The organism is Streptomyces sp. CB01249 (assembly GCF_001905735.1).
In the GTDB taxonomy this organism is placed as follows: domain Bacteria; phylum Actinomycetota; class Actinomycetes; order Streptomycetales; family Streptomycetaceae; genus Streptomyces.
Map to the genome: position 1 here is coordinate 135,256 of NZ_LISW01000009.1, position 20,113 is coordinate 155,368.

19 protein-coding genes are annotated in these 20,113 nt (G+C 72.6%); 12 read left to right on the forward strand and 7 right to left on the reverse strand.

What is annotated here, in order from left to right:
- Nucleotides 1-97: 97 nt before the first annotated feature.
- Nucleotides 98-2,206, reverse strand: a complete 2,109-nt coding sequence (locus AMK18_RS30720; protein ID WP_073865363.1) for a cellulose binding domain-containing protein — start codon at nucleotides 2,204-2,206, stop codon at nucleotides 98-100.
- A gap of 198 nt (nucleotides 2,207-2,404) precedes the next feature.
- Between AMK18_RS30720 and AMK18_RS30725 the strand changes: the two genes are divergently transcribed.
- The 8 genes from AMK18_RS30725 (at nucleotide 2,405) to AMK18_RS30760 (ending at nucleotide 9,350) form a co-directional block, all read left to right on the forward strand.
- Nucleotides 2,405-2,614, forward strand: coding sequence for a hypothetical protein (locus tag AMK18_RS30725; protein ID WP_073865364.1), 210 nt, complete (start codon nucleotides 2,405-2,407; stop codon nucleotides 2,612-2,614).
- Nucleotides 2,615-2,790: 176 nt separating this feature from the next.
- Complete coding sequence (locus AMK18_RS30730; RefSeq protein ID WP_073865365.1) at nucleotides 2,791-3,486, forward strand: type 1 glutamine amidotransferase; 696 nt, start codon at nucleotides 2,791-2,793, stop codon at nucleotides 3,484-3,486.
- Between the two features lie 89 nt (nucleotides 3,487-3,575).
- Nucleotides 3,576-4,619, forward strand: coding sequence for an ABC transporter substrate-binding protein (locus AMK18_RS30735; protein WP_073865366.1), 1,044 nt, complete (start codon nucleotides 3,576-3,578; stop codon nucleotides 4,617-4,619).
- Nucleotides 4,620-4,655: 36 nt separating this feature from the next.
- Nucleotides 4,656-5,666, forward strand: coding sequence for a FecCD family ABC transporter permease (locus AMK18_RS30740; protein ID WP_073865367.1), 1,011 nt, complete (start codon nucleotides 4,656-4,658; stop codon nucleotides 5,664-5,666).
- Nucleotides 5,663-6,742 carry a FecCD family ABC transporter permease gene (locus AMK18_RS30745; protein WP_073865368.1) on the forward strand — a complete coding sequence of 360 codons (1,080 nt, stop codon included), beginning with the start codon at nucleotides 5,663-5,665 and terminating at the stop codon, nucleotides 6,740-6,742. The genes AMK18_RS30740 and AMK18_RS30745 overlap by 4 nt, the downstream gene beginning before the upstream one ends.
- Nucleotides 6,739-7,572: an ABC transporter ATP-binding protein gene (locus tag AMK18_RS30750; protein ID WP_073865369.1), complete on the forward strand. Its 834-nt coding sequence runs from the start codon at nucleotides 6,739-6,741 to the stop codon at nucleotides 7,570-7,572. Before AMK18_RS30745 ends, AMK18_RS30750 begins: the two co-directional genes overlap by 4 nt.
- Before the next feature lie 153 nt (nucleotides 7,573-7,725).
- Entirely contained in the window at nucleotides 7,726-8,646 is a 921-nt protein-coding gene (locus AMK18_RS30755) for an alpha/beta hydrolase (protein ID WP_073865370.1), read from the forward strand.
- 29 nt (nucleotides 8,647-8,675) lie between these two features.
- Entirely contained in the window at nucleotides 8,676-9,350 is a 675-nt protein-coding gene (locus AMK18_RS30760; protein ID WP_241836681.1) for a 4'-phosphopantetheinyl transferase family protein, read from the forward strand.
- Here AMK18_RS30760 and AMK18_RS30765 read toward each other — a convergent pair.
- The 6 genes from AMK18_RS30765 to AMK18_RS30785 form a co-directional block, all read right to left on the reverse strand.
- Entirely contained in the window at nucleotides 9,318-10,991 is a 1,674-nt protein-coding gene (locus tag AMK18_RS30765; protein WP_073865372.1) for a dipeptide ABC transporter ATP-binding protein, read from the reverse strand. The genes AMK18_RS30760 and AMK18_RS30765 overlap by 33 nt on opposite strands.
- Nucleotides 10,988-11,899, reverse strand: a complete 912-nt coding sequence (locus tag AMK18_RS30770; RefSeq protein ID WP_073865373.1) for an ABC transporter permease — start codon at nucleotides 11,897-11,899, stop codon at nucleotides 10,988-10,990. The genes AMK18_RS30765 and AMK18_RS30770 overlap by 4 nt, the downstream gene beginning before the upstream one ends.
- Nucleotides 11,896-12,852 carry an ABC transporter permease gene (locus AMK18_RS30775; RefSeq protein ID WP_073865374.1) on the reverse strand — a complete coding sequence of 319 codons (957 nt, stop codon included), beginning with the start codon at nucleotides 12,850-12,852 and terminating at the stop codon, nucleotides 11,896-11,898. Before AMK18_RS30775 ends, AMK18_RS30770 begins: the two co-directional genes overlap by 4 nt.
- Before the next feature lie 2 nt (nucleotides 12,853-12,854).
- Complete coding sequence (locus AMK18_RS30780) at nucleotides 12,855-14,486, reverse strand: ABC transporter substrate-binding protein (protein WP_241836682.1); 1,632 nt, start codon at nucleotides 14,484-14,486, stop codon at nucleotides 12,855-12,857.
- A gap of 112 nt (nucleotides 14,487-14,598) precedes the next feature.
- Nucleotides 14,599-14,679, reverse strand: a complete 81-nt coding sequence (locus AMK18_RS35725) for a putative leader peptide (RefSeq protein ID WP_365677897.1) — start codon at nucleotides 14,677-14,679, stop codon at nucleotides 14,599-14,601.
- Nucleotides 14,672-15,355, reverse strand: coding sequence for a response regulator transcription factor (locus AMK18_RS30785; RefSeq protein WP_073865376.1), 684 nt, complete (start codon nucleotides 15,353-15,355; stop codon nucleotides 14,672-14,674). The genes AMK18_RS35725 and AMK18_RS30785 overlap by 8 nt, the downstream gene beginning before the upstream one ends.
- 359 nt (nucleotides 15,356-15,714) lie before the next feature.
- Here AMK18_RS30785 and AMK18_RS30790 point away from each other — a divergent pair, with 359 nt between their 5' ends.
- Genes AMK18_RS30790 through AMK18_RS30805 form a run of 4 tightly spaced genes read left to right on the forward strand, consistent with a single transcriptional unit; the run spans nucleotide 15,715 to nucleotide 20,040 of the window.
- Nucleotides 15,715-17,178: an FAD-dependent monooxygenase gene (locus AMK18_RS30790; RefSeq protein ID WP_073865377.1), complete on the forward strand. Its 1,464-nt coding sequence runs from the start codon at nucleotides 15,715-15,717 to the stop codon at nucleotides 17,176-17,178.
- 26 nt (nucleotides 17,179-17,204) lie between these two features.
- Nucleotides 17,205-17,531, forward strand: a complete 327-nt coding sequence (locus AMK18_RS30795; protein ID WP_018103046.1) for a TcmI family type II polyketide cyclase — start codon at nucleotides 17,205-17,207, stop codon at nucleotides 17,529-17,531.
- Nucleotides 17,528-18,817: a beta-ketoacyl-[acyl-carrier-protein] synthase family protein gene (locus AMK18_RS30800; RefSeq protein ID WP_073865378.1), complete on the forward strand. Its 1,290-nt coding sequence runs from the start codon at nucleotides 17,528-17,530 to the stop codon at nucleotides 18,815-18,817. The genes AMK18_RS30795 and AMK18_RS30800 overlap by 4 nt, the downstream gene beginning before the upstream one ends.
- Nucleotides 18,814-20,040, forward strand: a complete 1,227-nt coding sequence (locus tag AMK18_RS30805) for a ketosynthase chain-length factor (RefSeq protein ID WP_073865379.1) — start codon at nucleotides 18,814-18,816, stop codon at nucleotides 20,038-20,040. The genes AMK18_RS30800 and AMK18_RS30805 overlap by 4 nt, the downstream gene beginning before the upstream one ends.
- The last annotated feature ends 73 nt before the right edge of the window (nucleotides 20,041-20,113 follow it).

Below are 20,113 nucleotides of genomic sequence, written 5' to 3' on the forward strand. Positions count from 1 at the left end.
GGACCACGTTCGGCGGACCGATGCGAGGAGCCACGCAAGTGCGGACCGGGTGACGCGCGAGGGAGCCCCGGGCCCCGGGGCTCCCTCTACGCGGGCGTCAGCCGCCCGAGCAGACCGCGCCGTTCAGGCGGAAGACGGCCGGGTCGGGGTTGGGGCCGTCGTTGGCGCCGACGAACCCGAAGGAGGCGGTCGAACCGCCGTCCGGCGCCAGCGGGCCCGCGCCGTCGGGAGCGGTGACCCGGACATGGGAACCGGTCTGGTGGAACGTGGCGTTCCAGCCGGAGTCCACCGACTGGCCCGTGGTCGGCCAGTCCCAGTCCACCGTCCAGCCCGTGATCGGCGTGCCCGCCAGATTCCGCACGGTCACGGTGGTCACGAAGCCGTTGCCCCAGCTGGAGTCCCGGTGGTACGTCACCGAGCAGACCGCGTCCGCCGGGGTGCCGGTGGTGAAGGTCAGGGGCGCGGACGGGCCGGAGAGCCGCCCCGCCGGGTCGGCGGCCAGCACGTTGACCGTGTGGGTGCTGCCCGGTGGCAGGTTCCGCAGGGTGACGGAGGTGCCGGTGGCCTCACCGACCAGGCGGGTGTGGGCGCCGTCGCGCTCCTGGACCAGGTAGCGGGCCGCGCCCGTCGCGCTGTCCCAGGTGAGGCGTGCGGTGGTGTCGGTGACCGCGTCCAGGCGCGGGGTGCCCGGAGTGCTCGCGGCCGAAGCGGCGGGCCCGGTCCCGGCCTTCGGTTCGAGGGTCACGGTGAGCAGGGCGTACGGGGGCACGGTGACCCGGGACGCGGACGCGTCGCCGTCGGTGACCTCGGTGATGTCGCTGTCGCCGCGTGCGTAGCGGGTGACCTCCGGCGCGGTGGCGGACGGGGTGAAGCCGTCGTAGTCGAGGGCGACCGTCCGGGCAGTGTCCGGGTCCTTGTTGACGAGCATGACGCTCAGCCGTCCGTCGTCGCGGAGCACGGCGTGCGCCGAGACGTCCTGCGCGGAGGACTCGGCGGCGACCATCGTGTCGCCCGCGGTGCCCAGTTGGGCGGTCATCTTCATCCCGTAGTACGGGGCGAAGGGCGTGTTCGGTGCCGGTTCGCAGACGTCGCCGGTGCAGGCGCCGCTGGACAGCATGCCCATGTCGCCGTAGTCGGTCTCACCGTCGACGGTGGTGATCTCCCCGGCGCCGTTGTGGGTGTTCCACCAGTCGACGTTGAACACGCCGTTCTCCAGCGCCGTCATGAACGCGTCGGCGGCGAACAGGCCGTTGGGGCGGGCGGTGAGCCGGGCGCCGCCGGTGTTGGTGTTGATCTCGGTGAGCGCGATCCCGATGTCGGGTGAGTGCGCGCCCGCGACCCGGTCGATCTGGTTGCGCACCTCACGGAGTTCACCGGGCAGCTTGGCCAGCTTCGACAGGGCCGCGTCGGCGGTGGTGTCCGAGCCGCCCGCGTACCAGTGGACGCTGACGAAGTCGATGACGTCGGCCACGGCCGGGAGCACGGTGTGGTTCCAGTCGCCGGAGTCGCCGTCGCCGACGACTCCGTCCGGCCACTCCCCCGGGCTGGTGAGGACCGCGCCGATCTTGACCGTGGGGTCGACGGCCTTCATCGCCGCCGCGTAGGCGCGCACCTCGCGCGCGTACTCCTGCGGGCTCTTGTCCGCGTGCTCGTCGTTCTCCCAGCCGCTGCCGTAGTGGCCGTTGCCGTAGATCTCGTTGCCGATCTCCCAGTACTTCGCGCCGTACTTCTTGGTGACGTTCGCGTACCTGACCCAGCCGGCCGCCTCCTCCGGGGTGCCGGAGCCGTAGTTGGCGATGAGGATCGGCTGCGCCCCGGCGTCGCGGACGGTGCCCATGAAGGCGTCGAATCCGGTGCCCGGGGCGACGTAGCCGCCGGGTGCCGTGTGCGTCTCCCAGTGGTAGATGTCCGCGTACGAACCTCCCGGGTAGCGCATCACCCCGACATCGGCCGCCGTCATCAGGTCCGCCACCTCGGGATCGTTCATGTGCGCGTCCCAGATGGCGGTGTTGACCCCGCGGGCGGCTCCGGTCAGCGTGCCCAGCGACGCCTGGGCGTTCACCTGTACGTCGACGTCGGCGGCGGCCTGCGGTGCGGCGGGGGCCGCGCCGGTCAGCGAGGCCAGCACGGCGAGCGAGGCGGCCAGGACGGCGGCGGCGCGTGCGAGGTGGCGGGGGCCTTGCGGGGATCTGTGCGTTGGCGCCATGGGTGATCCTTCCTGGGATCTCGGCGGCACGGATGGAGTGGGACAGGAGCATGGGAGCGCTCCCATGATGGGGAGGGGTGTGACGCCCTGTCAACGGCGCGGGCACGCAAGGGAACTGAGCCGAATGGGGGCTTCCGGAGCGACCCCGGTCTTCTCTACTGTCGATGACCGGCTCATCCGGAACTACTGGGAGATCCTATGAAGGCACAGACCTTGTTCTGCTATACGTGCGATTCCGACGAGATGCACCGGCCTCTCACGGACGACGAGAAGTCCTGGCTGAGAGGGGAGACGGGGCGCGCGAAGGTGGACGAGTTCTTCATGTGCGAGGCACCGACGTGCCGCAATGTCCGCAGCGGCTACGTCAAGCGCCCGTTCCACCCGGTCATCCGTATTCCGGTGCCCTGACCCGTCCGGGCGGCTCCGACCATCCGCCGAACGCCCTGTTCCGGCTTGGGCGCCCCGACTCGCGCGCACCCTTCCGTTCGTCGTCCTGCCGCACTGCCTGTGGCGTACGCGTACTACCGTCGTCGCCGGGCAGCTTGACGCCTACGAGTCGACGCGTACGAGGAGGTTGATGTCCTGTGTCCGTCCTGGTCGTGCAGAACACCGCGCGTGGAGGTCCCGGGCGAGTCGGTGACTGGTTGAGCGCGGCGGGGCTCGGACTGCGGGTGCTGCGTCCGTACGCCGGTGAGGCGCTGCCCTCCGCGCTCGGCGGCCGCCCGCTCGTGGTGCTCGGCGGCGGCTTCCTCCCCGACGACGACGCACGCGCGCCCTGGCTCGCCGCCACCCGCCGCCTGGTGGGGCAGGCGCTGGCGGACGGCACACCGATGCTGGGGATCTGCCTGGGCGGGCAGATGCTCGCCCAGGTGGCGGGCGGGACGGTGCGTGCCGCGCACGGGGAGCCGGAGTACGGCAGCACGACGATCCGGCTGCGCCCCGAAGCCGCGGACGACCCGTTGCTCTCGGGGCTGGGCGAGACGGTGCCCGCGATCGAGCGGCACATCGACGCGATCACCCGGCTCCCGGCGGGGGCGGTCTGGCTCGCCTTCAGCGACGGCTGCCCGTATCAGGCGTTCCGGGTGGGGAACCGGGCCTGGGGCGTGCAGTTCCACCCGGAAGCGGAGGCCCGGAACATCGCCGCGTGGGACCGCGACCGACTGGCCGCCCAGGGCGTCGACCGGGACCGGCTCCACGCGCGGGCGGTGGCCGACGAGAAGGCGGCCACCGCCGCGTGGTCCGTCTTCACGGAACGTTTCGCGAAGGTGTGCCGGACCTGACCCGCCCCTGTGTACAACCCATGGATAACGTTGGCATAAGGTGAGCCTCACCTAATCATTTAATGGTGAACAAAACGAGGAGCACGTTCATGTCGTATCGGCGCCGTGGAACAGCCGCAGTCGCCCTCGCCGTCGCTGCCGCGCTGTCGCTGGCCGCGTGCGGCGCCGATTCCTCCGGCAAGGACGGCGCCTCGTCCTCCCAGGGGTCCAAGGACTCGAAGTCGGTCGCCAAGGGCGGCAAGGACTTCGGCGACGCGGCGGCGAAGACCGCGGCGCTCGGCACGGACGCGAAGCCCGGTCAGTGGCCGCGTACGGTCAAGCACGCCATGGGCAGCACCGAGATCAAGGAGCAGCCGAAGCGCGTGGTCGTGCTCGACGTCGGTGAGCTGGACAACGTCGTGTCGCTCGGCGTGAAGCCGGTCGGTCTCGCGCCGACCGAAGGGTCGCCGGAGCTGCCCTCGTATCTCAAGAAGGACGCGGGCACCCCGAAGAACATCGGCACGATCAACAGCCTCAACCTGGAGGCGATCGCCGCGCTCAAGCCCGACCTGATCCTGGGCAGCCAGCTGCGCGCCGCCAACTCCTACGACGAGCTGTCGAAGATCGCGCCCACCGTCTTCTCCATCCGGCCCGGGTTCACCTGGAAGGAGAACTACCTCCTCAACGCCGCCGCGCTGGACAAGACGGCGCAGGCCGAGGCGAACCTCGCCGCGTACAAGAAGAAGACCAAGGCCCTCGGGGACAAGCTGGGGGCGGACAAGCCGACCGTGTCGATGGTCCGCTACCTGCCCGACGGTCTGATCCGGCTCTACGCCAACGACTCCTTCATCGGCACCATCCTCAAGGACGTCGGCATCCCGCGCCCCAAGAACCAGGACATCGCGGACCTGGCGGCCGAGGTGAGCGCCGAGAACATCGACCAAGCCGACGCCGACTTCATCTTCACGGGCGTGTACGGCGATGCCAAGGCGACCGACAAGAGCAAGGCGCAGGCCAACCCGCTCTGGAAGAACCTGAAGGCGGTCAAGGACGGCCACGCCTTCGACGTGCCGGACGAGACCTGGTACCTCGGCCTCGGTGTGACCGCCGCCGACGAGGTCCTCGGCGACCTCGAGAAGTACCTCACGGCCTGAGGGCCGCGGACCGCGAAGAGAGAGTGAGCACGGCGCATGTCGCCAACCGACCTCACCCGCCGGCGGGCGGGCTGGCTGCTGGCCGGGGCGGCGATGCTGCTGGTCGCCGTCCTGCTGAGCCTCACCGTCGGCAGCCGCCAGATCGCTCCGGGGGACGCGCTGCAGGCGCTGTTCCACGACGGCGGCAACGACGACGCCCAAGTGGTACGCGCGCTGCGGGTGCCCCGGACGGTGATCGGTGTGCTCGCGGGCGCCGCGCTCGCTCTCGCGGGAACGGTCATGCAGGGGATCACCCGCAACCCCATCGCCGAACCGGGCATCCTCGGCGTGAGCCAGGGCGCTTCGGTCGGCGTGGTGACCGCGATCGCGTTCTTCGGGGTGCACTCGCTGAACGGCTACGTGTGGTTCGCGTTCGCCGGAGCGGCACTGGCCGGGGTGGGTGTGTACGCGGTCGCCAGCGGCGGGCGCGGCGGGGCCTCACCGGTCAAACTCGCCCTGGCGGGGGCCGCGATGAACGCGTTCCTCGCCTCGCTGGTGTCCGGGATCGCCACCACCAACGCGCGGGCCCTGGACGAGTTCCGGTTCTGGCAGGTCGGCTCGATCGGGGGGCGTGACGGCGAAGTGATCGGCCAGGTCTGGCCGTTCGTCCTGGCCGGGACGGTCCTGGTCGCGATGATCGCCCGGGGTCTGGACGCGCTCGCGCTGGGCGACGACGCCGCGCGGAACCTCGGCAACAACGTCGGGCGGCTGCGGGCCCTCGGTGCCCTCGGCGCGCTCGTGCTCACCGGGGCGGCCGTGGCGTCGGTGGGCCCGATCGCCTTCACCGGTCTGGCCGTTCCGCACATCGCCCGCGCGCTGGTGGGCACGGCACACCGCTGGGTGCTGCCGCTGGCGGCCCTGCTGGGTCCGGTGATGATCCTCGGCTCCGACGTGCTCGGACGCGTTCTCTTCCCGCCTTCGGAGGTTCCGGTGGCGGTCATGACCGCCCTGATCGGTGTGCCGTTCCTGGTCGCGCTGGTCCGGCGCCGGAAGGTGGTGGCAGCGTGAGCGACCTCGAAGCCGCCGTCACCCCGCGTCTGCGCCCCGCCGGGCATGCCGTGCTGCGGCGCGGGCGGGCGAGTTTCCTCGTACACCGCAGGGCGGCCGTCGTCGCCCTGGTGCTCGCGGTGCTGCTGGCGTGCGCGGTGGTGGCGTATCTGTGCGTCGGCGAATCGTTCGTGGCGCCGTCCGAGGTCGTACGCGTCCTGCTCTGCCGGCCCAGTCCCGACGAACTCGTGGTGGGCACGCTGCGGTTGCCGCGTCTGGTCGTGGGGCTTCTCGCGGGGGTGGCGTTCGGTGTCGCGGGGGCGCTGGTGCAGACCGTCGCCCGCAACCCGCTGGCCAGCCCCGACGTCATCGGCGTCACCCACGGGGCGGGCGCGGCCACGGTGGCCGCGCTGAGCTTCAACGCCGTCGCCGCCGACGCGCTCCCCTATGTCTCGGTGGCCGGTGGTCTGGCGGCGGCCCTGCTCGTGTACGTGTGCGCGTGGCGGGGCGGGCTGCACTCCTCTCGCTTCGTCCTGGTCGGCATCGGGGTGTCGGTCGCACTCGGTTCGCTGACCCAGCTGCTGCTGACCAAGGGCGACTATCTGGTGGCCCAGCAGGCCAAGGTCTGGCTCACGGGCTCGCTCAACAGCCGCGGTTACGAGGAGGCGGGGCCGCTCGTCGTCGTCCTGCTCGTCGGCCTGCCGGCGGCCCTGTGGGCGGCGCGGGCCCAGCGCGGCGCGTCGTTCGACGACGACACCGCGACCGCGCTCGGCCTGCGCCTCGGCCGGGTCCGGCTCGGGCTGACCGTGCTCGGGGTGGTCCTGGCGTCGGTGGCGACCGGCGCGGTGGGGCCGGTCGACTTCGTGGCGCTGCTCGCCCCGCAGATCGCACGCCGCCTCACCCGCACCGCGCAGACCCCTCTGCTGTCGTCGGCGCTCGCCGGTGCGCTGATCGTCGTGGTCGCGGACCTGCTGGCCCGCCGCCTGTTCTCCCCGGTCGAGCTGCCGACCGGTGTCCTCACCGCCGTGGTGGGGGCGCCGTACCTGATGTGGCTCATCGTCCGTACCCGTAGCCGATCCGGAGGCATCTCGTCATGAGCCGCCCGTCCGCCAGCCGCCTCTCGGCGCACGACCTGACCCTCGCCTATGAGGACCGCACCGTCGTCGAGGGCCTGGACCTGGAGATACCCGACGCCAAGGTGACCATCGTCGTCGGGCCCAACGCCTGCGGGAAGTCGACGCTCCTGCGGGCGCTCGGCCGTCTCCTCAAGCCGCGGCGCGGTGCCGTGCTGCTGGACGGCACCGAACTGGCCGGCCTCCCCGCCAAGGAGATCGCGCGGACCGTCGGCGTGCTCCCGCAGTCCCCCACGCCGCCCGACGGCATCACCGTCGCCGACCTCGTGGCGCGGGGCCGGCAGCCGCACCAGAAGTGGTGGCAGCAGTGGTCGGAGGCCGACGAGCACGCCGTGAGCGAGGCGCTGGAGCGTACGAACACGGCATCCCTCGCCGACCGTCCGGTGGACGAGCTCTCCGGCGGTCAGCGCCAGCGCGTGTGGATCGCGATGGCCCTGGCGCAGGACACCGAACTCCTGCTGCTGGACGAGCCCACGACGTATCTGGACGTCGCCCATCAGGTGGAGGTCCTGGACCTGGTGCGCCGGCTCAATCTGGAGCGGGGGCGCACCGTCGTCGCCGTCCTGCACGACCTGAACCAGGCCATCCGTTACGCCGATCACCTCGTCGCGATGAAGGACGGGCGCATCGTGGCGCAGGGGGCGCCGGACGAGGTGGTCACCACGGAGATGGTGCAGGAGGTGTTCGGGCTGTCGTCGGTCATCATCCCGGATCCGCTCACGGGCGGCCGCCTCGTCGTCCCGGGGTACAGCTGGCAGCCGTCGGCGGCGACGGAGAAGACGATCACGCGCTGACGGGGGCCCGGGGCGTCGAAACCCTGACATTCCCCTGACCGGGCGGAGGCGGAGTTCTGCGGGAGTCCTGAACCGGCGCGCCTTGTCCCGTCCGTCGGGCGCGGCCGATGCTGGAGAGGAGCCCGCGGTGGACCTCGACCAGAACGGGAACGCATGATGCTGACGACCACGGCACGCCCTTCACCGGAGACCGGCGCCCCCGGCCGTCTGTCGCCAGGGGTCCGCAGGATCACCCTCGACGCGGCGGGCATCCCCCTGTCCGCGCTGCTGAGCGAGCCCCTGGACGGGCGTCCGGCGCGGGCGACCGTCGTCGCCCTGCACGGCGGCGGGATGAGCGCCGGGTACTTCGACGGGCAGGCCCATCCGGACGTCTCCCTGCTGACGCTCGGCGCCCGCCTCGGCTGTGCCGTGCTCGCACTGGACCGGCCCGGATACGGCGCGTCGGCCCCGTATCTGCCCGCCGGGCAGTCGCTGCTGGAGCAGGCGGCGACGGTCCGTGCGGCGCTCGCCGACGCGCGGGACCGCCAGGTGTCCGCGCCGCTGTTCCTGCTCGCCCACTCCTTCGGCGGCAAGCTCGCCCTCGCACTCGCCGCCGACGCCCCGCCCGGCGCCTTCGTCGGCCTGGACGTCTCCGGGTGCGGGCACCGCCCGGCCACCTCCGCCGGGCTGCTGGGCCGCACCACGGCCGCCGGTCTGCGGCGGCTCAACTGGGGGCCGCTGCGGCTCTATCCGGCCGGGACCTTCCGCGAGAGCGGGGCGGTCGTCGCCCCGATGCCACGGCGGGAGGTCGAGTCGGCGGTGGAGTGGGACGCGCTGTCCGCCCGCCTGCTGCCCCGGGTGCGGGTGCCGGTGCGCTTCACCTTCGCCGAGCACGAGGCGTGGTGGCGTCACGACGACGCCGATCTGGCGGACCTCGCCGCGCAGTTGTCGGCGGCACCCCGGGTACTGGTCGACCGGCTTCCCGCGGCCGGGCACAACGTCAGCCTGGGTTCCGCCGCGCGGGCGTACCACCTGCGTGCCCTGGCCTTTCTCGACGAGTGCCTCGACGCGGGCGACCGGGCCGCCGCACGGTGACCGCCGCCGCCCCGGCCCGTCCCTCCCGCGTGAGCGTTCCGCCTCGGGTCCGGCTGCGGACGCTGTCGCTGCCCGCCCCGGGTTCGCGGTTCCCCGTCCCTGACTGCCTGGACGAGACCGAGCGGGCCCGCGCCGCCGGTTTCGCCGGTCCGCGCGCCCGGCTCCGCTATGTCACCGCCCATGCCGCGCTGCGCGAGGTCCTCGCCGAGTACACCGGTACGGACGCGGCACGGCTGCGGTTCGGGCGCGACCGGCCCGGCGGCACGGGCAGCGGTCCGGGAGGGCGGCCGGTGCTGCTCGGCTTCCCGGAGGGGCCGCACTTCTCCCTCTCGCACAGCCACGACCTGATCGTGATCGCCGTCGCCGCCGTGCCCGTGGGCGTCGACGTGCAGCGCGTGCCGCGGACCGGCACGGTCGACGCGCTGCTGCCCCGGCTGCACCCGGCGGAGCGCGAAGGCCTGCTGCGCGTCCCCCGGGCCGCGCGGGCGGCCGCCTTCGCCCGGCTGTGGACGCGGAAGGAGGCCTATCTGAAGGGCCTCGGCACGGGCCTCGCGCGCGGTCTGGCCACCGACTGCCTCCTGGACGGGACGCAGCCGGACGGCTGGCACGTCCGCGATCTGGCCGCTCCTCCCGGGTACGCGGCGGCGACCGCCGTCGCGTACCCCGTACCGCTACCCGGCGTTCATCGCACCGGCACGGCGTGAACCAGCCACCGAGGCGAGCAGTTCCCTCGTGTACGGGTGGGAGGGCTCGGCGAACACCTGTGCCACCGAACCCGACTCGACCAGCCGGCCGCCCCGCATGACGCCGACGTGGTGGGCGATGCCCCGGACCACGGCGAGGTCGTGCGAGATGAACAGGCAGCTCAGCCCCGACTCGTCCTGGAGCTCGGTGAGCAGTTCCAGGATGCGCGCCTGCACCGCGACGTCGAGCGCCGAGACCGGTTCGTCGCACACCACCAGATCGGGGCGCAGCGCCAGCGCGCGGGCGATGGCCACCCGCTGCCGCTGCCCGCCCGACAGCTCCTGCGGTCGCCGCCGGAGGGTACCGGCCGGGAGATGCACCCGGTCCAGGAGGGCCGCCGCCTCCCGGGAGCGCCCGGCCCGGTCGCCCACCCGGTACGCGCGCAGGGGCTCGCTGATGATGTCCTCCACCGTCAGGCGCGGGTCGAGGGAGGCATAGGGGCTCTGGTAGACGATCTGCATGCGGCGCCGCAGCCGCCGCAGCGCCTCCCCGCGCAGCGAGGTGATGTCCTCGCCGTCGAAGTGGACCGTGCCGGACGTCGGATCGGCGAGGCGGACCAGCAGCCGGGCGGTGGTGGACTTGCCCGAGCCCGACTCCCCGACCAGGGCGAGCGTCTCCCCCCGCCGGATGGTCAGGTCCACCGAGTCGACCGCCCGGACCGGCGCCCGGCCGTGACGGCCCCGGGTGAACTCCTTCACCAGCCCCCGGGCCACCACCAGGTCCCGCGACGCCCCCGCGGGCCGGACCGGCGGGGTCCGTTCCCGTACCGAACCGAGGCTCGGCGCGGCGCGCAGCAGTTGCCGGGTGACCGTGTGCCGGGGGTCGCCCAGCACCTCGCCGACCGTCCCCGATTCGACGATCTCGCCCTGGGACATCACCCCCACGCGCTGGGCGCGGTCGGCGGCGACACCCAGATCGTGGGTGATGAGCAGCACCGCCGTGCCCGTACGGGCGACGAGTTCGTCCACGTGGTCGAGGAGGGCGCGCTGCACGGTGACGTCGAGCGCGCTGGTCGGCTCGTCGGCGATCAGCAGCTTCGGCCGGGCGGCGAGGGCGATCGCGATGAGCGCCCGCTGGCGCATTCCGCCGGACAGTTCGTGGGGGTACTGCCGGGCCCTCAGGTCCGGCTGGGGCAGGCCCGCCTCGGCGAGCAGTTCGACGGCGCGCTCCGCGGCCTCGCGCCGGCCGGGGACCAGCTTGTGGATCAGGAGCACTTCGCCGATCTGCGGGCCGATGCGGCGCACCGGGTTCAGCGACACCATGGGGTCCTGCGGGACGAAGCCGATGTCCCGGCCCCGGTGGCGGCGCAGCTCCGGTTCACCGGCCGCGGCGAGGTCGGTCGCGCCGAAGAGGACGCGGCCCGCCGTGACCGTCGCCCCGGGCGGCAGCAGGCCGACGACGGCGTGGGCCGTCGTGGACTTGCCCGAGCCCGAGGCGCCCACCAGGGCCACGACTTCGCCCGGTGCGACGGTGAGGGAGACCCCGCGCACCGCGTCCACCCGGCCCGCCCGGGTGCGGTAGGAGATCCTCAGCCCTTCTATGCCGAGCAGCGGGTCGGATTCCCCGGGCCGTCCGTCCGGTGCCGTCAGGGGTTTCGTCATGGGGCGCTCTCCTTCGCCTCGCCGTCGAGGGCGCGGGCGATGCGGTTGGCGGCCAGGACCGTCGCCGCCAGGGCGAGTCCGGGCAGGGTGGTCAGCCACCAGGCGGTGGCCAGGTAGTCACGGCCGCCGGCGACCAGCGACCCCCACTCGGGGGCCGGCGGGCGCGCCCCGTAACCGAGGAACGACAACGACGACACCTGGAGCACGACGCCGCCGAAGTCCACCGCCGCGTAGACGAGGACGGGCCCGGCCGCGTTCGGCAGGACGTGCCGCAGCAGCACCGCGTACCACCGGGTGCCGCTCGCCCGGGCGGCCTCCACGTACGTGGACCGGGCGACGCGCAGGACCTCGGCCCGCATGATCCGGGCGAACATGGCCACGCTGGTCACCCCGACGGCCACGGCGACCTGCACGGTCCCGAAGCCGAGGGCGGTGACCAGGGCGAGCGAGAGCAGCAGTCCCGGCACGGCGAGGAGTACGTCGGTGAGCCGCATCAGGACGCTGTCGGCCCACCCGCCGGCCGCACCGGCCACCAGCCCGGTCAGCGACCCCGCCACCAGGCCGACGAGGACGGCGAGCGCCGTCGCCCGCAGGGTGAGGGAGCTGCCGTGCACCAGCCGGGTGAACAGATCACGGCCGAGCTGGTCGGTGCCCAGGAGGTGGTCCCCGCCGGGCGGCCGGAGCCGGTCGGCGGGCACCCCGGCCAGCGGGTCGCGGCCGGTGAACAGGGCGGGGTGCAGTGCGGCGAGCAGGACCAGGGCGAGGAACACGACGGACAGGACGAGCCCGGGCCGGGCGAACCAGAATACGGCGGCCCGGCGCAGCCGGGCGGGCGCCTCGCGCGGCGAGCCGTCGAAGGACGCGGTGACGGGGGCCCCGCCATCGGGGGACGTGCCGAGTGCGCTCACGCGGTCACCGCCGTCGCGCTCGTCGCCGTGAGGCGTGGGTCGAGCACCGGGTGCAGGAGGTCCACGGCCAGGTTCGCCAGGACGAACGCGCACGCGCCGAACACCACGAGCCCCTGGACGACGGGGATGTCCTGCGCGGTCACGGCGGTCGCCGTCAGCCGGCCGATCCCGTTGCGGGAGAAGACGGTCTCCACCACCACGGAGCCCGCCAGCACATGGCCGATCAGCACCCCGACGACGGTCAGCGGCGCGAGCGCCGCGTTGCGGGCGGCGTGGGAGAAGTGGACCCGGAGCCGGCTCGCCCCCTTGGCGACGGCCGTGCCGATGTACGGCTCGGCGAGTGCGGTGCGCAGGCTCTTCGCGAAGACCTGGGCGATCAGCGCGGCCGCGGGCAGCGACAGCGTCACCGCCGGCAGCAGCAAGGAGGCGGCGCTCCCGTCCCCGAAGGCCGGTAACAGCCCCCAGCGGAAGGAGAAGAGCTGGATGAGCACCAGTCCGGCCCAGAAGGTGGGGGCGGCCACCCCCGCCGACGGGAGCGACAGCAGGAACTGCGCCGCCCACCGTCGCCGGGTGTACGTGCCGGCCAGGGCGACCCCGGCCCCCAGTGGGAGGGCCAGGGCCAGCGTGGCCGCCGTGAGTTCCAGCGTCGCGGGAGCCGCGTCCGCGATCATCCGCCCGACCGGTTCGCCGGTGTGGACGGAGGTGCCGAAGTCCCCGTGCAGGGCGTGCCCGAGCCGTGTCGCGTACTGCTCCGCCACCGGCCGGTCGAGACCGTACCGGGTGCGCAGCGAGGCGAGTTGTTCCGGGGTCACGGAGGTGCTGTCCCCGCCCCCGGCGGCCATGACGGTCACGGGGTCGCCGGGCAGCAGGTACAGCACACCGAAGGACAGGGTGTAGGCGGCCCAGAGGACGAAGACGGCCTGGGCGAGCCGGCGTACGACGTACGTGGTCATGGTCAGGACAGCCACGCGTCGTGGAACTGCGGGTAGGACGTGGAGTCGAGGGTCAGGCCGTGCACCTTCTCGCCGATTCCGTAGACGCTCGCCATCTCGAACACGGGGATCTGGTAGCCCTGTTCCAGCACCCGTCGCTGTGCGGTCGCGACCAGGGCGGCCCTCTTCTCCGGGTCGGTCGCGGCGGCCTGCGCGTCCAGCGAGCGTTCCAGCCGGGGGTCGTCGATGCGGCCGAGGTTGAGCAGTTTGCCGGAGAACGCGGTGCGCAGGATGTCCGGGTCGTTTCGGGTGCCGTTGCCCCAGGCGAGGTCGTAGTCGCCCGCGCCGCGCGCCTGCTGGTAGTCCGGCAGGGAGAGCAGCGTGAGGGTGAGGCCGATCCCGGTCTTGCGCAGTTGCTGCTGGATCAGTTCCAGGACGGTCTGGTTGGGTCCGAAGTTGGCGCCCAGGATCACCTTCAGGTTCAGCTTCTTGCCGTTCTTCACCCGGATGCCGTCGGGGCCGGGTACCCAGCCGGCCGCGTCCAGCGTCCTTCTCGTCTTCTCGGGGTCGTGGGCGAGCAGCGCGCTGTTGTCGGCGTACGCGCCCGTGCTGCTGGACAGCGCGCTGGTCGCGGGGAGGTAACTGGGGCTGAGGACGGTCTGCACGACCTCGTCCCGGTCCACGGCCGTCTGGAGGGCGTGCCGCACCGCCGGGTCCTTCGTCAGCGGCCGTGCGGTGTTGACGCTGAGGGCCACGGGGACACCGGGGTTGGGCCGGTCGATGACGCTCAGCCCTTGCCCCGCGAGGGTCTCCTGGTCCTGCGGCGCGACGCCGGCGATCGCGTCGACCTGCCCGGAGTTCAGGCTCCCGCTGCGTACACCGGCCTCGGGGACTACTCGCAGGGTGAGCTTGTCCAGATAGGCGGCTCCGGAGTGCTTCCAGAGCGGGGAGCCCCATGTGTAGCCCTTGCGCCTGGTCAGTTCGACCGAGGTGTTCGGGGTGTAGCCGTCGAGGGTGAACGGCCCGGAGCCGATGAGTTTCGCGGTGCAGCGCTTGTCCGCGGGGAGCTTCAGGCTCGCGGGGGCGAGGAGCCCCAGTGTCGCTGTGGAAGTCGCCTGGAGGAACTGCTCGTTGGGCCCCTTGAAGGTGACCTTGGCCGTGTACCGGTCGACGACCTCGGTGCTGCGGTAGCCCTGGAGGTACCCGGCGCCCAGCATCGACTTGGCGCCCAGGGCGGCGACGGCGTCCAGGTTGGTCTTGACCGCCTTGGCGTCGACCGGGGTGCCGTCGGCGAAGGTGGCGTCCGTGCGCAGGCTGAACGTGAACTGCGTGGCGTCGGACGAGACCTGCCACGAGCGTGCGATCCACGGCACGATCTGGCCGGTCGTCGGGTTCTGGTCGGTGAGCGAGTCCACGAAGGCGCGGGCCCCGTACAGGGCGTCGGTGGTCGTGGCCTGGTGCGGGTCGACGCAGCCGGGGTCGGCCGCCATCGCGAACCTGAGGTGGCCGCCGGACCGCGGCGTGGACGCCGCCTTGCCGGAGGACCCGGATGCTCCGGAGCAGGCCGTCGCGGTGACCGAGAGGACGAGTGCGGCGGCGAGGGCGGTGGTCGAGGAGCTCGCGAAACGGCGCGCGGGCATGGGACGTCTGGACATGAAGGTACGACTCCGGGTGAGCGAGAGCGGAAATGAGGAGACCGGGGTGGGGGCTCGGGCGTCGCGGGCCCATGTGGCACACGCGTGCCCGCGCGAGGTGCGGGAGGCGGGGTCAGTGCCCCGGACAGAGGAAGCCGGCGAGGCGTTGCAGATCGATGTGCCGACGGGTCGTCAGCGGTACCCGCTCAGACACGGCCCATCCTGAAGCCGACCCCGCGGACGGTGATGATCCAGTCGGGTGAGCCGAGCTTGGAGCGGACGGCGCTGACGTGGGTGTCGATCGTCCGGCTGGCCCGGCCGCCGGGGACGTGGTGTCCCGGAAACCCCCACACCGCGGCCATCAGCGAGGCCCTGGAGTGCACGGTGTGCGGCTCCGACGCGAGCCTGTGGAGCAGGTCGAACTCCTTGAGGGTGAGGCCGATCAGCCGTCCGTTGAGCCGCACCTCCCGCGTCTCCGGATCGATGCACAGCGAACCGTGCGCGATCGCCTCCGCCCGCGTGGTACGTGGAGCCACCGGGCGGGACCGCCGGAGTACGGCGTCGATACGCGCGAGGAGTTCGCGGAACCCGTACGGCTTCGCCATGCAGTCGTCGCAGCCCGCCTGCAGGCACAGAATCCGGTCGAGTTTCATCCCGGCATCCGTGAAAGCGATGACAGGAATATCACTGCTCGCCCGGACGGCCCGGCAGACCTCCAGGCCATCGATGTCGGGAAGAAGGAGATCGATGAGAAAGAGGTCGAACTTCTCGTGCTTCTCCAGAGCTTCGGTGCCCGTCGTGCAGATCTCCACGTCGTACCCGTGACGCTTCAGCTGGGCACTCAACGTGTTTCCGTTCGACCTGTCGGAATCAACGACCAGGACGCGCATCAATTCCCCCGTTCCATGGTGCGGGCGCAGCACCGAAGTTGCGGGCCTCAGGCTAGACACCCGGCCACGCACCTGACTGTGAGCGGGGTCACAGGAGGCGGTCCGAGGGGGTGTCCTGCGCCTTCCTGAACAGGGATTTGTACTTCCCCTGACATTTCCTTGGCGCCGGCCGCGCACTCGACCCGGCGCGGGGCTTTTACCCGCCGCGTGAATGTCAGACATCCGCCCCGGCGACTTGACGATCGCTTGACATCTCCTTGCGCAGGACCTTGACGTTTCCGCCTTGAAAACAAAAAGTGCGGCGGCCGAGGATGTTTCACGTCAGCAGGAATCGAACGGACCTTCAGTCGGGAGACTCCATGGATGCTTCGGTCATCATTGTCGGAGCGGGACCGGCAGGACTCGTACTCGCCGGTGAATTACGTCTGGCCGGAATCGACGTGATCGTGGTCGAACGCCTTTCCCGGCGTACCGGGGAATCGCGGGGACTGGGTTTCACCATCCGGACGACGGAAAGTCTCGACCAGCGTGGCCTGTTGTCCCGCTTCGGTGAACTGGACACCAGCACCCGGGGCCACTTCGGCGGCATCCCGCTGGACCTGGCCGTCCTCGGCGGCGCGCATCCCGCCGCCCGCGGCATCCCGCAGTCCGTCACCGAGACGGTCCTGGAGGGCTGGGCTCGGGAACTGGGCGCCGACATCAGGCGCGGCCACGAGTTCCTGTCGCTCCAGGACACCGGTGAAGCGGTCTCCGTACGCGTCAGGACGGGCGACCGGGAATCCACGCTCACCGCGCAATATCTCGTCGCGGCGGACGGCGGACGCAGCGCGGTCCGCAAAGCGGCCGGTTTCGACTTCCCCGGCACCGAGGCCACCACGGAGCTGCTGCTCGCCGACATCCGGGGCGTGGACGTGGATGCCCGGGCGACCGGGCAGAGCCTCGCCGGCGGGATGGTCATGTCCGCCCCGCTCGGCGACGGCCTGCACCGCGTCATCGTCGGCGAACGCGGCGCCCTGCCGGGGCGGCGCACCGGGCCGCCCTCCTTCCACGAGGTCGCCGACGTGTGGAAGCGGCTCACGGGCGGCGACATCTCGGGGGCCGAAGCGGTGTGGGTGTCCGCGTTCACCGACGCCACCCGTCAGGCGTCCGAGTACCGGCGGGGCCGGGTGCTGCTGACCGGGGACGCGGCCCACATCCACCTGCCGGCCGGCGGACAGGGCATGAACACCTCCATCCAGGACTCGTTCAACCTCGGCTGGAAGCTCGCCGCCGTCCTGCGCGGGACGGCTCCCGCCACCCTGCTCGACACCTACCACTCGGAACGCCACCGGGTGGGGCAGCAGCTGCTGGCCAACACCCGCGCGCAGAGCCTCCTCATCCTCGGCGGCGACGACGTGCAACCGCTGCGGGACGTCCTGTCCGAGCTCCTCCCGTACGACGAGGTGGCCCGCCACCTCGCTGCCAAGGTCAGCGGGACCGACATCCGGTACGACGTCGGCACGGGCTCCCACCCGTTGCTCGGCGCCCGCCTGCCCCGGCTGGACCTGACCACCCGGGCCGGGCGCACCAGCTCCACCGCCCTGCTGCGCTCCGGCCGCGGGGTGCTGCTCGACCTCACGGACAACCCCTGGGCGCGCCGCAGGGCCGCCCGCTGGCGGGACCGGATCGACGTGGTCACCGGCGCCCCGCACGGCCCCGTGCCCGCAGGGCTCGCCGGCACCACCGCGGTCCTGCTCCGCCCGGACGGCTACGTCGCCTGGGCCGCCCCCGGCAGTCACCACGACCTGCCCACCGCGCTGGACCGCTGGTTCGGACCGGCCTGACCCCGACCGCTCTCAGAGAGGCCACCATGCACAGCAACCTCATCGTCGCCCGGATGGAGATCGGTAGCGCCGACGAAGTCGCCCGTCTCTTCGGCGAGTTCGACACGACCGACATGCCCCACCGGATGGGCACCCGCCGCCGCCAGCTGTTCGCGTACCGCGGGCTCTACTTCCACCTGCAGGACTTCGACGGCGAGGACGGCGGCGAGCGCATCGAGGCCGCCAAGTCGGACAGCCGGTTCATCGGCATCAGCGACGACCTCAAGCCCCACATCGCGGCCTACGACCCCGCCACCTGGCGCTCGCCGGCCGACGCCCTGGCCCAGCGCTTCTACCATTGGAGCGCCACGTGACCGCCACCCCGCCCGGGCAGGAACGCCGTGTCGTCATCACCGGGGTGGGTGTCACCGCTCCCGGCGCCCTCGGCACCAAGGACTTCTGGCGGCTGATCTCCGACGGCCGGACCGCGACGCGGCGGATCTCCCTCTTCGACCCCTCGCCGTTCCGCTCCCAGGTCGCGGCGGAGGTCGACTTCGACCCGGAGCTCGCCGGGCTCGGCCCGCAGGAGGTCAGGCGGATGGACCGGGCCGCCCAGTTCGCCGTCGTCACCGCCCGCGAGGCCGTCCACGACAGCGGGCTCGACTTCACGGCTCTGGACCCCGTGCGCACCGGGGTCACCATCGGCAGCGCCGTCGGGGCCACCACCGGCCTCGACCAGGAGTACCGCACGGTCAGCGACGGCGGCAGGCTCGACCTGGTCGACCACCGCTACGCCGTGCCGCACCTCTACAACTTCCTGGTCCCGAGCTCCTTCGCCACGGAGGTCGCGTGGGCCGTCGGCGCCGAGGGCCCGGGCACGGTCGTCTCCACCGGATGCACCTCCGGGCTTGACGCCGTCGGCCATGCCGCCGGGGTCATCAGGGACGGTCTCGCCGACGTGATGGTGGCCGGTGCCACCGACGCCCCCATCTCCCCCATCACGGTGGCCTGCTTCGACGCCATCAAGGCCACCACCCCCCGCAACGACGACCCCGAACACGCCTCCCGTCCCTTCGACTCCAGCCGCAACGGTTTCGTCCTCGGTGAGGGCGCCGCCGTCTTCGTCCTGGAGGAGCTGTCCGGCGCACGGCGGCGCGGGGCCCACATCTATGCCGAGGTGGCCGGCTACGCCACCCGGTCCAACGCCTTCCACATGACCGGGCTGCGGCCCGACGGCAAGGAGATGGCCGAGGCGATCCGGGTGGCCCTGGACGAGGCACGGCTGGACGCCGTGGACATCGACTACATCAACGCCCACGGTTCCGGTACGAAGCAGAACGACCGCCATGAGACCGCGGCGTTCAAGCGGAGCCTCGGCGAGCACGCCTACCGGACCCCCGTCTCCTCCATCAAGTCGATGGTCGGCCACTCGCTCGGCGCCATCGGATCGATCGAGGTCGCCGCGTCCGTGCTGGCGATGGAGCACCACGTCGTCCCGCCCACGGCCAACCTCCACAACCCCGACCCCGAATGCGACCTCGACTACGTGCCTCTGACCGCCCGCGACCGGCGGACGGACGCGGTGCTGTCCGTCGGCAGCGGCTTCGGCGGCTTCCAGAGCGCGGTCGTCCTCGCCCGACCCGATCGGAGCACCCGATGAGCGCCCGGACGGTCATCACCGGAATCGGCGTCGCCGCCCCCAACGGACTCGGCCTGGAGACCTACTGGCGGGCCACGCTCGCGGGTCAGCGGGCCATCGTCCCGCTGACCCGGTTCGACCCCACGTCCTACCCCTCCCGGCTGGCCGGCGAGATCAGAGGCTTCGAAGCCGCCGACCTGCTGCCGGGGCGTCTCCTGCCGCAGACCGACCGGATGACGCGGATCTCGCTCGTCGGGGCCGACTGGGCCCTGGCGGACGCGGAGGTCACCCCGGGCGATCTGCCCGAGTACGACGTCGGCGTGATCACCGCCGGTCACTCGGGCGGCTTCGAGTTCGGCCAGAACGAGCTCAAGGCGCTGTGGAGCAAGGGCGGCACCTACGTCTCCGCGTACCAGTCGTTCGCCTGGTTCTACGCGGTCAACAGCGGGCAGATCTCAATCCGCACCGGGGCCCGGGGGCCGAGCAGCGTCGTCGTCAGCGACCAGGCCGGCGGCCTCGACGCCCTCGCCCAGGCCCGGCGCCAGGTCCGCAAGGGGACCCCCGTCCTCATCACCGGCGCCGTGGACGCCTCCCTGTGCTCCTGGGGATGGGTGGCGCAGATCGCCGGCGGCCGGCTCACCACCTCCGACGACCCCGCGCGCGCCTACCTCCCCTTCGACAGCGAGGCCTCCGGCCACGTGCCCGGAGAGGGCGGTGCCATCCTCGTCGTCGAGGACGCCGAGCACGCCCGCCGCCGGGACGCCCCCCGGGTGTACGGAGAGATCACCGGCCACGCCGCCACGATGGACCCGCGGCCCGGCAGCGGACGGGCCCCCGGGCTCCAGCGCGCGATCGAACTGGCCCTGGCCGACGCCGGAAGCGAACCGGCCGACATCGACGTCGTGTTCGCCGACGCGGCCGCCGTCCCGGAACTCGACCGGGCGGAGGCCGAGGCACTCACCAAGGTCTTCGGACCGCGCGGGGTGCCGGTCACCGCCCCCAAGACCATGACCGGCCGCCTGTACTCCGGCGCGGCGCCGCTCGACGTCGCCACCGCCCTGCTGTCCCTGCGGGACGGCGTCATCCCGCCGACCGTCGGCTCCACCCTCGCCGAGGGGTACGAGATCGACCTCGTCGGGCCCCGCCCCCGCCCCGCCCCGCTGCGCACCGCACTGGTCCTCGCCCGCGGTCAGGGCGGCTTCAACTCCGCGCTCGTCGTGCGCCGCGACGGCGAACCGGGGTGACGCTCCCGTACACCGCGACTCCCCCGCCCGCGGCTGCGCGCCGCGCCACCCTCCGTAACGCCCCCACGAAAGG